Below are 14752 nucleotides of genomic sequence, written 5' to 3' on the forward strand. Positions count from 1 at the left end.
TTATGTTTGAACAAATAAAACACAACATGGAAACAATAGACGGAGTTGCTATTTATCCAATATTATCATTATTAATTTTTTTCATCTTTTTTGTTGTCCTTGGGTTTTGGGTTTTCTCTTATAAAAAAGAAAAAATAGCAGAACTGAGCCAGATTCCTCTGAAAAACAAATAATAAATGTGATTTTTTAAAATGTAAAACATGAAAAAAATAATTCCTGTATACGTTAGAATACCTGTTGTTTTCTTTGCTGTAATGATAGCAATGGAATATTTGATAGACTCCGGAGACCGACCAGCTTTTGTCAAATTCCCGATGCTTTCACTTTTTTTGGTCATTTTTCTATTCCTTTTAGTGGCGATAGAATTGATGTTTCAAGCAGTAGATAATATTACATACCAAATACTTTCTGAAGAAGAAAAAATAAAGGTAAATCAAGCTGAAAATAGCAGTTTGAAAGAAAAGCAATGGTACAAAAACCTAGTCGCTAAATTAACCAACAACCATGACAAGGCCAGTCAAGAGCAATTGTTATTGGATCATGATTATGATGGGATCAAAGAGTTAGATAATAATTTGCCGCCGTGGTGGGTGTACTTGTTTTATTTGTGCATTGTTTTTGGAGTAGTTTATATGCTTAGATACGAGGTTTTTGGGGCAGATAATCAGGAAATGGAGCTCAAAAAAGAAGTTGCACAAGCTAAAATAGAAATAGCCGAATACATGAAAACAGCTCCAGATTTAATGGACGAAAAATCAGTGACTTTACTAACCGATCCAGCAGATTTAGCCATCGGAAAAGAAATTTTTAGTACCAATTGCGCCGCATGTCATAGAGCCGATGGAGGTGGGCAAATAGGACCCAATTTAACCGATGATCGTTGGATTTTAGGTGGTGGTATAAAAAATATTTTTCACACTTTGGTCAACGGTGGTCGTGACGGAAAAGGTATGATTTCTTGGAAAGGTACTTTGAAGCCAAAAGAAATGCAGAAAGTAGCTAGTTACATACTTTCCCTGCAAGGATCTAATCCTCCTGATGCCAAAGCGGCGGAGGGCGAAGTTTGGGTAGATGAAAAAGCCGAAACAACAACAAAATAAGTGCAATCTGCACATAATGGCAACAAGTTCATAGCTTTAAATGTTGTACCATAATGTGTTGTTATCTAGTAAAAAATGTCAAAATTACAATTTGAAACATTTAGAGATTCCATTGGCACTATTGACGCAGAGGGTAAAAGGAAATTTATTTTTCCCAAAAAGCCCTCTGGCAAATTGTATACCTATAGAAAATGGGTGAGTTATTTTTTGCTCCTCGTTCTTGTGGTTAATCCGTTTGTAAAAGTCAATGGCAATCAATTCATGATGTTCAATATTTTAGAACGACGATTTAATATTTTTGGGTTTCCATTTTGGCCTCAGGATTTTTACCTCTTTGTTCTTTTTATGATTATTGGAGTAGTTTTCGTCATCTTATTCACAGTAATTTTTGGCCGTCTATTTTGCGGTTGGGTTTGTCCGCAAACCATTTTTTTAGAAATGGTTTTTCGCAGAATTGAATATTGGATTGAGGGTGATCGTGGCGCGCAAATCAAGCTCAATAAACAAGCATGGAACGCTGAGAAAGTAAGAAAAAAAGGACTCAAATGGTTCTTGTTTTTGATAATCTCATTTTTTATTGCTAATGTTTTCTTAGCCTATCTCATAAGCAGCGATAGTTTATTTTTGATGATGAAAGAAGGGCCCAAAAGTCATTTGAGCACCTTGGTTTCACTGCTGATTTTTACAGGAGTTTTTTATTTTGTTTTTACCTGGTTCCGCGAGCAAGTCTGTATTATTGCTTGTCCTTACGGAAGATTACAAGGTGTTTTATTGGATAATAAATCGATAAATGTAGCCTATGATTTTGTTCGCGGCGAAAAAGAGTCTGGTCGAGCCAAATTCAATAAACTGGCGAATAGAGCTGTAACAGGAAAGGGCGATTGTATTGATTGCAAGCAATGTGTCAATGTTTGCCCAACAGGAATCGACATTCGTAACGGAACACAATTAGAATGTATTAATTGTACTGCTTGTATTGATGAGTGCGATACCATGATGGAGCAAGTAGGCTTGCCGAAAGGGTTAATTAGATACGCATCAGAGGATGAAATCGAGAAAAAAGTAGCTTTTCAGTTTTCTCCTCGAATGAAAGCGTATTCTGCTGTTCTGTTGCTGTTAATTGCTGTTTTGGTTGGATTATTGTTTTTACGTTCTGATGTTGAGGCAACAATTTTTAGGCTACCAGGCCAATTATTTCAGCATAAAGGAGATCGTATTAGTAATGTATACACTTTTAAAATTATCAATAAAACCAATTCTGATTTTAAGGCTATTCGTTTTCAATTAAAAGATATCAAAGGGACCTTAAAAGTGGTTGGTAATCAAGATTTACAAGTGCCTAAACAAGGCATGAGTAGCGGTACTTTGTTTATTGAAATCAATCAATATCTATTAGAAAGCGATAAGACCAAATTAAAAATTGAGGTTTATAACGGAAATGAAAAAATTCAAACTACGAACACTAATTTTTTAAGTCCACGTAGTTTTGATTGATTCGATTTTATTCTGATGCAAAAATCTTAAAAAAAGACTAAAAATAGAAGCAATATGGAAAATCAAATAGGAAAGGAAAGCAAGAGCACAGCTCAGGTTTCTTCGTTAAAGTTCAAGGGTATTGGTTGGGGAACGGGAGTCGTAATTGCTTTTGGGTTATTTATGACGTTTATTTTGTATTTTGTTTTTACAGTACAATCCGACTCAAAGTATGACAATGAATTAGTTGTTGAAGAGTATTATAAACATGATGCGCATTTTGGCGAAGAAATGACTCGCATAGAAAACGCAACCAACTTGGCTCAAAAACCGATTATTAACACGGTTTCAAGCGGAATTGAAATTATTTTTCCTGAAGATTTTATTGCCAAAGATGTAACTGGAAAAGTGTCCCTGTACAGACCGTCTAACAAAAAATTAGATTTTGAAGTTCCAATTTCACTATCTAATGCCACTACTTTGCTCATACCTAAAAAAAGTTTGGCAGGCGGTCGATGGGACATTAATATGGAATGGCAATATAAAGGAAAATCTTATTTGTCAAAAGAAACGATTTATTTCAATTAGTTTTAAAGTCAAAAGTAGAAAGTTAGTAAATGACTTTAAGACTTTTGACTTTATGACATCATACTCTAAAAATGCTTTACACTGCCTTTCTTTTTGGTATAATCAGTAGTTTTCATTGTATAGGGATGTGCGGACCAATAGCATTAATGTTACCTGTTGATCGAAGCAATTCCGCTAAAAAAACAATTCAGATTCTAATCTATAATTTGGGAAGGTTAACAGCCTATGCTTCAATCGGACTTGTTTTTGGCTTACTTGGCAAAGGATTTTTTATGGCTGGTTTTCAGCAAAATTTATCTTTATTCATTGGTTTGTCAATGATAGCGTTAGTACTTATTCCAGAAAAATTGTTGTCGAAGTACAATTTTTCAAAACCGGTTTTTAAAATAATTTCTAAAATTAAGACCGCTCTCGGTAGCCAATTCAAAAACAAGAGTTACCGCTCATTTTATACTATTGGTTTGCTTAATGGTTTTTTGCCTTGCGGAATGGTTTATGTAGCTTTATTTGGAGCCATTGCCATGCAGAGCGCAAGTTTGGGAGTACTGTATATGATACTTTTCGGCATAGGAACGATACCACTCATGAGTTGCGTGCTTTATGTTAATGTGTTTTTAACAACTGCTATTCGAAACCGAATTCAAAAAGCTGTTCCTTATGTGGTGGTCGCTATTGCTTGCTTATTTGTCTTGCGTGGTCTTGGCTTAGGTATTCCCTATCTTTCTCCAGCAACTACAAGTTTATTCATACAAGCTAGCCCCAATTGTCATTAGTTGGGTTTTATTTTCCATAAAAAAAGCACGCTTACTACAGCGTGCTTTCTTATATTTAGCAAAAAAGGGTAACCTTATATTGTCATCGAAAACAATTCGGTTTCAGGAGCTTTTCGTTTTAATCTCAAATCAAATGCCATACAAACATTACGAACATAAGGTTTTCCTTTTTCTGTAACTGTAATACCATTATTTTTTATTTGCAACAATCCGTCTTGTTCCATTTCGTGCAATTGAAAGAGTATTTCAGGTATTTCATCAAAATAAAGGTCGTTTTCGCTCCAAGATGTTTCAAATTGGCACATCAAATTTAAGATGTGTTGACGTATGATGAGGTCTTCTTTTGTTAACGCATGACCTCTAAAAATAGGCAATTTATTCCATTCTAAAAGCTGGTAATAATCTTCTAAGTTTTTTACATTTTGTGCAAAACCGTACCAACTATCACTTATTGACGAAACGCCTAAACCAATCATTAATCGTGTTTTTGAAGCGCTATATCCCATGAAATTGCGATGTAAGCTACCATTTTGGAAAGCCTGGTGTAGGGCATCTGTTTTTAATGCAAAATGATCCATGCCAATTTCATGATAACCATTTTTGTGCAACAATTTTTTACCAGTTTCATAAAGCATTCTCTTTTTATGGTCTTTCGGAATATCTTCGTCCTTAAAACCGCGTTGCCCGTTACCCTTTATCCAAGGAACGTGCGCATAACTGTAAAAAGCCAATCGGTCAGGCTGTAATGAATTTGTTTTTTCAATAGTATCTACCACATCTTCTAACTCTTGAAAAGGCAAACCAAAAATAATGTCATGACCTATGGATGTGTACCCAATTTCGCGAGCCCAAAGCGTCACTTTAGCCACATGATGAAATGGCTGTATGCGGTGTATTGCCTTTTGAACTTTTTGAGAGTAATCCTGAACTCCAAAACTCACTCTTCTAAAACCCAAATCATATAGCTTTTGCAAATGGGCGTAGCTGGTATTGTTTGGATGTCCTTCAAAACTAAATTCATAGTCGATTGCTTTATTGGCTTGCGAAAAAACACCATTAATTAAATCTTCTAAATTTTTGGTAGAAAAAAAAGTAGGTGTGCCACCGCCCAAGTGAATCTCTTTGACAGTAGGTTTTTTGCCAAGAATTTTACAATACAAGCGCCACTCACGCAACAAAGCTTCAATGTATGGATGTTCTACATCATGATTTTTAGTAATGCGTTTGTTGCAGCCGCAAAAAGTGCATAAACTTTCGCAAAAGGGCAAGTGAATGTATAGACTAATCCCTTCGGTGTCATTGCTCTCTGCAAAGGATTGCTTTACTGTTTGGGTCCAAATTTGCTCATTAAAAAGAGACTCATCCCAATACGGAACAGTAGGGTAGCTCGTATATCTAGGGCCGGGAACATTATATTTTTGAAGTAAGGAATTTTGCATTTTGAAATCGTTTTATTGATCTCAAAAGTATAGTGATTCCACAATTATTAAAATGATAATTGTCATGTATGCTGTTTTTACTATCCACAAAAAAAGGCTGTCTAGTACAGACAACCTTTTTAAATAACTTTTCAAAAAAGACTTACTCGATAGTAATACTTTTTAATTGTTTTAGTTTTTCTTTCCAAACTTCAAGACCTTCTTTGTGAATAGCGATGTTTTTACGAACCTCTAGCACAATTGAATTTTCTTTTTTGGCATTTTTAGTATTGGTAAAAAACTGAATGTTGTTTTCCAATTGAAAAATTTCATTCTGAACTTCTTCTATTTTGCGCATGATAAAAATCTTCTCGCTATCCAGTTTACGGCTATCATTACTTTCTGACAATTGATCCATTCTGTTAGCAAAACGCATCATATCAGTATCTTTTTTACTCAAACTTAATTTTTCAAAAAGAGCATCTAATATTTTATTGAATTTGCCTTCAATATGTCTTCTTGGGAACGGTACTTTACCAAAGTTTTTCCAAGTTTCAATATGTAATTTAATAGCATCTAAATCGGCTTTGTGCTCTCCTGATAGTTCAAAAGTGCGCAAGCCCTCTAAATAATTTTTCTTATTTTCAAAAGCAACAACCTCTTCGTTATTTTCGTCGTTTTGGTGTGCTTTCAATTGATCAAAATAGTGGTTGCAAGCCGCTCTAAAATCTTTCCAAATTTTCTCAGAATGTTTTCTTGGCACATGACCAATAGTTTTCCATTCTTCTTGAATTTGCTTCATGATAGGTGTGGTAGCAGCAAAGTCAGTGCTTTCTTGAAGCTCTTGTGCTTTGGCAACCAAAGCCAATTTTTTATTCAAATTGTCGTTTTGGTCTTTTTTGATGTCTTTGTAAAACGAATTCTTAAATGTATTGAAGTTGCGAACTGCCGTTTTAAAACGGTTCCAAGTAGCTTCGTTGACTTCAGCAGGGACTTTTCCTGCCTCAAAAAAGGCGTTTCTCAAAGCTTCCACTTTTGCAATCTGTGCCAGCCATTGCGTATGAGCCTCTACTTTTTCTGTAGCCAAGACTTCAATTTGCGCAATAATTTCCTCTTTGCGTTTCAAATTATCATTTTCAATTGCACGTTGGTTTTCAAACAAAAGTTCTCTTTTATCGTGCATTTGTTTAGTAAGTTCACTAAAACGATTCCAAATACTTTCTCTGTGCTCACGTGAAACAGGACCAATATCCTCTTTCCAAATACGGTGCAAATCTTGTAATTCTCTAAAAGCTTTAGCAACATCTTCTTCATGAACCAAGGCTTCTACACGCGCTACAATTTTTTGTTTTTGCTCTAAATTGTGTTTAAAATCAAGGTCGCGCGCTTCTCTGTCAAGGTGCAAATAATCGTAAAAATTCTCTACATGAAAATGGTAGTTGTTCCAAACATGGTTGTATTTGTCTTTAGGAATCGGACCCGCATTTTTCCAACGCTCACGCAATTCATTAAAGGGTTTCAAGATATCCTTGATATTTGCTTGTGGGTCAATAAGCTCTTTTAGCGCTTCGACAATAGCCAAACGTTCCTCTAAATTCGCTTTTAAATTATTTTGTACACTTTTAAAGTGATTGTTTTTTAGTTCTCTGTATTTTGAAAAATAGCTATCAAACTGTGCTTTCAGTGGCGAGTGGTATTCAAAATCCTCAGTTGGGTCTTGATTTTCAGCTAAAAAAGCAGCTCTTTTTTCTTCAATTAAGTGATTGTATTTAGCCAAAAATGCTTTTTTAATCTCCTCAATGTGTTCTTTGTAGGCCAAAGGTTGATCCTTACTCACAAAATCTTTTAGTGCGCTCACCAAATCTTCTAATGGTAAAGCCTCATAATCTTGCATCGGAATTTGCAATTCCTCATTAGGCGTAGCCTCTTCACTTTCAGCGGCATTAGTAGCTGCAATAGCTTCTACGGCTTGTGATTGGGTATCCGTTTGCGGTTCAGTAGTAGCAACAGTTGGTTCAGTTGCTTCGTGATGTGCGGTGTTTCCATCTGTGTCGTTTTTCGTACGCAACAGGTTATCGTTCTGTTCTTCTAACATTGGTTCAATGTATAAGTTGTGGTTTATAATCAAGTCGAAAGGTAGTAAAGCCGTTCGAAAATACAAAATATACAACGTACTTTCTTAATGTAAGTGCAAAAGAAGGATTTCATCTACTACGCCACGGCGGATTATTGTTATAAAATTAAAGAAAACAACTTTGATAAAATGAAAAAGTCCCACCGAAGCAGGACTCAAGATTTTCATCTACTCCGCCGCGGCGGATTATTGTTATAAAATTAAAGAAAACAACTTTGATAAAATGAAAAAGTCCCACCGAAGCAGGACTAAAGATTTTCATCTACGGCATATAGCCTTATTGTGATAAGATTAAAGATTAGAATTGTTTTAATCTGGTACAAACCTAAACAAAAAATACTTTACTTACAATGCGGAAAACCGTAAAAGGAATAATTATTTTAATTGTACTTTTAAATATTCTTACAAAACATAAATTAAGATGACAAAAATATTAGGATTAGATCTAGGAACAAATAGTATTGGGTGGGCATTAATTGATGATGTTCAAAATAAAATTTTAGGCGTAGGAAGTAGAATATTTCCTATGGGTGTTGAAAATTTAGGTGATGGTGATGGAGAAATTTCTAAAAATGCAAGTCGAACCGGAGCAAGAGGTGTAAGACGACAATTTTTCAGAAGAAAATTGAGAAAGAAAGTTTTATTGAAAGCACTATCTGAAAATAAAATGTGTCCAATGGTTGCTCAAGATTTTGAAGATTGGAAGAAAACAAAAGAATTTCCTAGAGAAAAATTAACTAATTGGTTTGCTTTAAATCCCTACGAGTTGCGTCAAAAAGCTTTAAATGAAAAATTATCACTAGAAGAAATTGGTAGAATTTTTTATCATTTAATTCAAAGACGTGGATTTTTGAGTAACAGTAGAAAAGGTGGAAGTGATGACGGAGCTATTTTTAAAGGAAATCCAAAAGAAGGTAAAATTGGAATTACAGAAACGCAAGATAGTATTCAAGATAAAACGTTAGGTTCCTATTTGTTTGAAATTTATCCAAAAGAAAATCAACCCTTTCAAGATGGTTTGGAACGCATTCGTAATCGATACACAACGCGCAAAATGTACGTTGAGGAATTTGAATTGATTTGGAACAAACAATCACAGTTTCATACTGAACTTACTGATGAATTAAAAACCTTATTCGGTGGTAGAAAATTAGACGGTTACAAAGAAGACGGAATATTATTTCATCAACGTCCTTTGCGCTCTCAAAAACATTTAGTAGGGAATTGTTCTTTTGAACCAACAAAAACAAAATGTCCAATTAGTGCTATACCATTTGAACAATTTAGAGTTTGGCAATGGGTGAATACCGTTGAATATAATGGAATGAAAATTTCAGAAGAAGAGAAAGAGAAAATAGTAGATTTTTTATACGCCAATGAAAAACCAGAATTCAAGAAAATTCGAAAAGTAATTGGAAAAGAAAGTGCTGAATTCAAATTCAACTATAAAGATGATGATAAGATAGTAGGAACTCATACGATTTCAAATTTATCTAACAAAAAATATTTCGGTAAAAAATGGTTTGAGTTTACACAAAAAGAACAAGAGGATATTTGGCATGTATTATATTTCTTTGATAGTAAATCTAATTTAAAAGAATATGCCATTAATAATTGGAATTTCACTGAAGAGCAAGCGGAATCAATAGCAAAATTTAATGTAAAAGACGGTTATTCTAGTTTGAGTAGAAAAGCAATTTCAAACATTTTACCATTTTTAAAATTAGGATTTACTTATGATGTTGCTGTTGTGCTTGGTGGAATTAAAAATGTTTTTGGTTCCAATTGGGATAAACTTTCTGATGAAAAAAGGGATTTCTTTACGGACAATGTTTATGAAATTATTCGTTCAAAAAACAAAGGAGGATTTATTGCTATAATCAAAGATATTCTTAGAGATGATTATAATATTTCCGATAATCAATTACGAAAATTATATCATCACTCGTCTACTATTGATGTTACTGAATTATTAGAAAAATTACCAGTTGGAAAAGACGCTGATAAAGAAATTCAAGCGATTAGAAATCCAATTGTAATTACGGCCTTGTTTGAACTGCGAAAATTGGTTAATGAGCTAATTGAAGAACACGGTACAATTGATGAAATAAAAGTGGAAATGGCTCGTGATTTGAAAATTTCAAAATCGCAAAGAAATAAAATTCGAAAAGAACAAAAACGATTAGAAAGAGAAAACGATAGGGTAAAAGATAGACTTCGTGAAAATGATGTGAGAATTACCCATGATAATATTTTACTTTATAAGTTGTGGGAAGAATGTAAAAAAACGTGTCCTTATACCGGAAAACCAATTTCTGTTTCACAATTATTTTCAGGAGAAGTTCAAATTGAGCATATTCATCCTTGGAGTCGTTCTTTGAATGATAGTTTTTCGAATAAAACATTATGCTATGCAGATGAAAATCGAAATAAAGGGAATAAAACTCCTTTTGAGTTCTACGGAAGTGACCAAGCCAATTGGTCATCCATAAAAGAACGTGCCTTGAAATTATTTTCTGACACAAAAGAATATCCAAACGCCTATCAAAAATTCAAACGTTTTATTCAGTTTAAATTTGATGATGATTTTTCGTCTCGTCAATTAAATGATACAAGATATATCAGTAAAGAAGCCAAAAATTATTTGTCAAAAGTTTGTAAAAATGTGATGGTTTCTCCTGGACAAGCTACATCAAACTTGCGCCAAAAATGGGGAATGAATAACATTTTAAATGATGAAAATGAGAAAACAAGAGAAGATCATCGCCATCATGCAGTAGATGCTTTAGTAATGGCGTGTACTAAAATTTCTTATGTGCAAGAATTATCAAAATGGAATCGTTATAATAGAAATTCTGAATTAAAAAACTTTCCATTGCCTTGGGAAACTTTCAGAAAAGATGCGGAAGTTTCAGTAGATAAAATATTAGTGTCGCACAAAAAAGTTTCAAACGATATTACCGTTAGAACACATAAGTGTGAAAAAAACGAAAAAACTCATGTGAATGTTGGAGTTGCCGCTCGTGGACAGTTGCATTTAGAAACCGTTTATGGGCAAAATAAGAATTGTAAATCAGATGAATATGTTTATAGAGTTGATATAAATAATTTAAGTTTTTCTCAATTAACAAGCATAGTCGATTTGAATTTGAAGCAAGTAATTTTAAATGAAATTTTCAAAAAATTAGAGTCGACAGAAATTGAATTTTTTAATATGATGAATTCAAAAGTTAAGAATTTAGATAAAAATCAACAGAAAAAGATTAAAGAGAAAATTGATAAAATTTTAAAAGAAACATCATTCTTTATGCCAAATGAAGGTAGAAGATATGCAAGACTTAATAAAGTTGAGCCAAATGATATAGAAAGAGTCCCAGTTCCAATTAAAAAAGTCAGAATTAAAAAAGTTTTAGGAAAAGCTGAAAGAGTCAATGACAAAATTAAGCAGTTTGTTGACCCCAATAAAAACCATCACGTTTTAATTTACAAAGATGATAAAGGAAATTTAAAAGAAGAGGTTGTTACTTTCTGGACCGTTGTGGAACGAAAAAGAACAGGGCAAACCGCTTACCAATTACCAATTGATGGAAAAGAAATGGTAACTACGTTACATATTAATGATATGTTTTTATTAGGGTTAAATGAAGATGAAATCAATTGGGAAAATCCAGATTATGAAGATTTGAAAGATCATTTGTATAGGGTTCAGAAATTAACATCTGGGGACTATTTCTTTAGAAAACATAAATCATCTACTGTTACTGATGATGATTATAGACAGATTAGGGGTTTTGGTGAAGGAAAAACTGGATGGTTTACTTTTAATCCAATAAAAGTTAAAATATCCGTTTCTGGGAAAATTCAAAAGTTGTAAAACAATTTTATTTGGTGTATATTTACACCACTAAATTAAATTATCATGGCAAGACAAAGTATCACATTAGCCAATCAAAACGATGAATGGTTAAAACAACAAGTAGCCAACGAAGAGTTTACCAGCAAAAGTGAAGCTGTAAATTATTTGATTAAGCAAGCACGTGAGCAAGATGCTTACGTAGAATTTGTGCGAATGAAATTAGAAAAAGCGGAAAAAAGTGGTTTTAGCACCAAAACAAAAGAAGAATTATTAGCAGAAATTAAGAAAAAATTGAATGTATAGTTATAAACTTAATGTTCAAGTTGAAGAAGATTTAACTCGTATTTTTGAATATGGTATTGGTCAATTTGGGTTAGAACAAGCAGATAAATATTACGAAATGTTTTTTGAATGTTTTTCTAAAATAACATCAAATCATTTTTTGTTTCCCAGTGCTAATCATTATAAAAAAGGATATCGTTATTGTGTTTGTGGTGTATATACCATTTTTTATAAAATCAATGCAGATGAAATTGAAATTATGGCAATCATTGGCAGACAAAATTTTTAATAGTTCTTTGACATAAGATTTTCAAATTCTTAAACAGCTCAAACCACAACGGAGTTTCGGCGATAGCTCACTCTGTTGTGGTTTGATTAAAGATTAGAAAACACGATATTGAACGAAACGTTACTAAGCACAACAAGTGAGTTGTGGTTTGATTAAAGATTAGAAAACACGATATTAAGCAAAAGAAACTAAACCTCTTGAAGAATGTTGTGGTTTGATTAAAGATTAGAAAACACGATATTAAACGGAAGCTACTTAAATGCTGAGCAACTGTTGTGGTTTGATTAAAGATTAGAAAACACGATATTTAATGGAAGGTATGAAAACCTCGCAATTGAGTTGTGGTTTGATTAAAGATTAGAAAACACGATATTATTTGCTAAAAATGTAGCAAGAGAGAAAACGTTGTGGTTTGATTAAAGATTAGAAAACACGATATTAAAAAGATGTCTACAAAAACTTATGTAGAGTTGTGGTTTGATTAAAGATTAGAAAACACGATATTGATAATGAACACATTAGTATAGGAAAACTGTTGTGGTTTGATTAAAGATTAGAAAACACGATATTTCCTGTTAGATTAAAGCCTAGAGAATTAACGTTGTGGTTTGATTAAAGATTAGAAAACACGATATTGATTGTTATGCTCATTGATACGGATCTTTGGTTGTGGTTTGATTAAAGATTAGAAAACACGATATTCGAGGGAGGTATCAAAATAGTATCAGTTCGGTTGTGGTTTGATTAAAGATTAGAAAACACGATATTATTGCCTTTTAAGTTAAAACCGTTTGGAACGTTGTGGTTTGATTAAAGATTAGAAAACACGATATTTACAGAATTGCCGATGCAATGTTAAAAGCAGTTGTGGTTTGATTAAAGATTAGAAAACACGATATTCACCGACACAATGATTTATGTGCATATTGTGTTGTGGTTTGATTAAAGATTAGAAAACACGATATTTTTAAATTACATAAGCAAATGTACGCTTAAGTTGTGGTTTGATTAAAGATTAGAAAACACGATATTAGAAACTAAAGTTTTGTTTGTTGATTCATAGTTGTGGTTTGATTAAAGATTAGAAAACACGATATTATAAAAAGAACAATGCGTTGTAGAAAGAAAGTTGTGGTTTGATTAAAGATTAGAAAACACGATATTGTTTTGAAAGGAATATTAAAAATGTTTTATGTTGTGGTTTGATTAAAGATTAGAAAACACGATATTTATTTTTATGCGCACTAGGGGCAACGGCTCGTTGTGGTTTGATTAAAGATTAGAAAACACGATATTAACGAGTGGTTTGGATCACATTAACGATGCGTTGTGGTTTGATTAAAGATTAGAAAACACGATATTATTAGTTACGTTTGAAACAGATGTTAAAGCGTTGTGGTTTGATTAAAGATTAGAAAACACGATATTACCAGTTGTTGGTGATTGGCTATCTCTCAAGTTGTGGTTTGATTAAAGATTAGAAAACACGATATTTCCATAATAAAACCGGTTTTTATAAGGTCCGTTGTGGTTTGATTAAAGATTAGAAAACACGATATTTCAGGTATTTCCATTGATGGCTAATTTAGCGTTGTGGTTTGATTAAAGATTAGAAAACACGATATTAATTGATACTTTGTTGAATTCTGTTTATGCGTTGTGGTTTGATTAAAGATTAGAAAACACGATATTGGTTCGTTGGTCGAAACTTCTTAAACTCCGTTGTGGTTTGATTAAAGATTAGAAAACACGATATTCACAAGCACGCAGGAGTAACAACGGGACCGTTGTGGTTTGATTAAAGATTAGAAAACACGATATTTAACTGAGATTTTATATATCGAAAGATGTAGTTGTGGTTTGATTAAAGATTAGAAAACACGATATTTAAATTGATGGAATTGAGAGGAGAAGCTTTGTTGTGGTTTGATTAAAGATTAGAAAACACGATATTACTAAAAATTAAACACTTTTAGTATCCTATGTTGTGGTTTGATTAAAGATTAGAAAACACGATATTAATTAAGTACAGGACAGGCAACACTGTAAAGTTGTGGTTTGATTAAAGATTAGAAAACACGATATTTATTGCAAGCTATTGGTGCCACAGCCACTAGTTGTGGTTTGATTAAAGATTAGAAAACACGATATTATGAAAAGCGTCATTTGGTGTTTGCTCGTAGTTGTGGTTTGATTAAAGATTAGAAAACACGATATTTTTAATCGAGTTTTGTGAATTACTAAACAAGTTGTGGTTTGATTAAAGATTAGAAAACACGATATTATCATTTGATGCTAAATCAAACCATTCACCGTTGTGGTTTGATTAAAGATTAGAAAACACGATATTATTCAAAATATCAACATCCCATTCTCCAACGTTGTGGTTTGATTAAAGATTAGAAAACACGATATTATAACGAATATTTTCTACTGCATCCACCTTGTTGTGGTTTGATTAAAGATTAGAAAACACGATATTGGCCAGATCGTTACAACCGGGTAATATCGAGTTGTGGTTTGATTAAAGATTAGAAAACACGATATTTTGCAAAGTGATATTCATAACGCTACTATTGTTGTGGTTTGATTAAAGATTAGAAAACACGATATTGTTCACCGAAGAGAGGAAAGGCAGAACCGTGTTGTGGTTTGATTAAAGATTAGAAAACACGATATTTAAGCGAAAGCCTCGCCACGGTGCTCTGTAGTTGTGGTTTGATTAAAGATTAGAAAACACGATATTTTTGAGTAAAACAGGTATTAGTACTACTGTGTTGTGGTTTGATTAAAGATTAGAAAACACGATATTTATTGCTGATTGTGTATTCTTTGCGAT

The 14752-nt window shown here is 32.9% G+C and carries 10 protein-coding genes and 1 CRISPR repeat array (1 of these 11 only partly in view); of the genes, 8 read left to right on the plus strand and 2 right to left on the minus strand.

The window, feature by feature from the left end; translation table 11 throughout:
- Positions 1–26: 26 nt before the first annotated feature.
- The 5 genes from ACXX8U_RS04205 to ACXX8U_RS04225 all read left to right on the plus strand — a co-directional run bounded on the left by ACXX8U_RS04205 (position 27) and on the right by ACXX8U_RS04225 (position 3934).
- The gene (locus ACXX8U_RS04205) at positions 27–173 is read left to right on the plus strand and encodes a CcoQ/FixQ family Cbb3-type cytochrome c oxidase assembly chaperone (RefSeq protein WP_394369363.1); all 147 of its coding nucleotides are present in this window, start codon (positions 27–29) and stop codon (positions 171–173) included.
- A 27-nt stretch (positions 174–200) separates the two neighbouring features.
- Positions 201–1100: a cbb3-type cytochrome c oxidase N-terminal domain-containing protein gene (locus ACXX8U_RS04210; protein WP_458564747.1), complete on the plus strand. Its 900-nt coding sequence runs from the start codon at positions 201–203 to the stop codon at positions 1098–1100.
- A 75-nt stretch (positions 1101–1175) separates the two neighbouring features.
- Positions 1176–2594, plus strand: a complete 1419-nt coding sequence (gene ccoG / locus ACXX8U_RS04215; RefSeq protein ID WP_458564748.1) for a cytochrome c oxidase accessory protein CcoG — start codon at positions 1176–1178, stop codon at positions 2592–2594.
- 54 nt (positions 2595–2648) lie between these two features.
- On the plus strand, positions 2649–3161 hold the full coding sequence (locus ACXX8U_RS04220; RefSeq protein WP_458564749.1) for a FixH family protein: 513 nt from the start codon (positions 2649–2651) through the stop codon (positions 3159–3161).
- Positions 3162–3232: 71 nt separating this feature from the next.
- Complete coding sequence (locus ACXX8U_RS04225; RefSeq protein ID WP_458564750.1) at positions 3233–3934, plus strand: sulfite exporter TauE/SafE family protein; 702 nt, start codon at positions 3233–3235, stop codon at positions 3932–3934.
- 74 nt (positions 3935–4008) lie between these two features.
- On the opposite strand, the gene hemN is transcribed toward ACXX8U_RS04225, so the two are convergent.
- Complete coding sequence (gene hemN / locus ACXX8U_RS04230; RefSeq protein ID WP_458564751.1) at positions 4009–5373, minus strand: oxygen-independent coproporphyrinogen III oxidase; 1365 nt, start codon at positions 5371–5373, stop codon at positions 4009–4011.
- Between the two features lie 142 nt (positions 5374–5515).
- The gene (locus ACXX8U_RS04235; protein WP_458564752.1) at positions 5516–7447 is read right to left on the minus strand and encodes a DUF349 domain-containing protein; all 1932 of its coding nucleotides are present in this window, start codon (positions 7445–7447) and stop codon (positions 5516–5518) included.
- Between the two features lie 460 nt (positions 7448–7907).
- On the opposite strand from ACXX8U_RS04235, the gene cas9 reads away from it, so the two are divergent.
- Genes cas9 through ACXX8U_RS04250 form a run of 3 tightly spaced genes read left to right on the plus strand, consistent with a single transcriptional unit; the run spans position 7908 to position 11913 of the window.
- Positions 7908–11360, plus strand: coding sequence for a type II CRISPR RNA-guided endonuclease Cas9 (gene cas9 / locus ACXX8U_RS04240; RefSeq protein WP_458564753.1), 3453 nt, complete (start codon positions 7908–7910; stop codon positions 11358–11360).
- Between the two features lie 45 nt (positions 11361–11405).
- Positions 11406–11645, plus strand: coding sequence for a ribbon-helix-helix domain-containing protein (locus tag ACXX8U_RS04245; protein ID WP_113988202.1), 240 nt, complete (start codon positions 11406–11408; stop codon positions 11643–11645).
- Positions 11638–11913 carry a type II toxin-antitoxin system RelE/ParE family toxin gene (locus ACXX8U_RS04250; RefSeq protein ID WP_458564754.1) on the plus strand — a complete coding sequence of 92 codons (276 nt, stop codon included), beginning with the start codon at positions 11638–11640 and terminating at the stop codon, positions 11911–11913. The genes ACXX8U_RS04245 and ACXX8U_RS04250 overlap by 8 nt, the downstream gene beginning before the upstream one ends.
- Positions 11914–11987: 74 nt before the next feature.
- Positions 11988–14752: direct repeats of the CRISPR family, unit length 36 nt; unit sequence GTTGTGGTTTGATTAAAGATTAGAAAACACGATATT; it runs 1289 nt beyond the window's last position.

This window comes from Flavobacterium sp. GNP001 (genome assembly GCF_054343775.1).

What these genes read in the sequence shown, in the direction of transcription:
- ACXX8U_RS04205 (WP_394369363.1), top strand. Translation starts at nt 27, where the DNA reads ATGGAAACAATAGACGGAGTTGCTATTTATCCAATATTATCATTATTA.
- ACXX8U_RS04210 (WP_458564747.1), top strand. Translation starts at nt 201, where the DNA reads ATGAAAAAAATAATTCCTGTATACGTTAGAATACCTGTTGTTTTCTTT.
- ccoG (WP_458564748.1), top strand. Translation starts at nt 1,176, where the DNA reads ATGTCAAAATTACAATTTGAAACATTTAGAGATTCCATTGGCACTATT.
- ACXX8U_RS04220 (WP_458564749.1), top strand. Translation starts at nt 2,649, where the DNA reads ATGGAAAATCAAATAGGAAAGGAAAGCAAGAGCACAGCTCAGGTTTCT.
- ACXX8U_RS04225 (WP_458564750.1), top strand. Translation starts at nt 3,233, where the DNA reads ATGCTTTACACTGCCTTTCTTTTTGGTATAATCAGTAGTTTTCATTGT.
- hemN (WP_458564751.1), bottom strand. Translation starts at nt 5,373, where the DNA reads ATGCAAAATTCCTTACTTCAAAAATATAATGTTCCCGGCCCTAGATAT.
- ACXX8U_RS04235 (WP_458564752.1), bottom strand. Translation starts at nt 7,447, where the DNA reads ATGTTAGAAGAACAGAACGATAACCTGTTGCGTACGAAAAACGACACA.
- cas9 (WP_458564753.1), top strand. Translation starts at nt 7,908, where the DNA reads ATGACAAAAATATTAGGATTAGATCTAGGAACAAATAGTATTGGGTGG.
- ACXX8U_RS04245 (WP_113988202.1), top strand. Translation starts at nt 11,406, where the DNA reads ATGGCAAGACAAAGTATCACATTAGCCAATCAAAACGATGAATGGTTA.
- ACXX8U_RS04250 (WP_458564754.1), top strand. Translation starts at nt 11,638, where the DNA reads ATGTATAGTTATAAACTTAATGTTCAAGTTGAAGAAGATTTAACTCGT.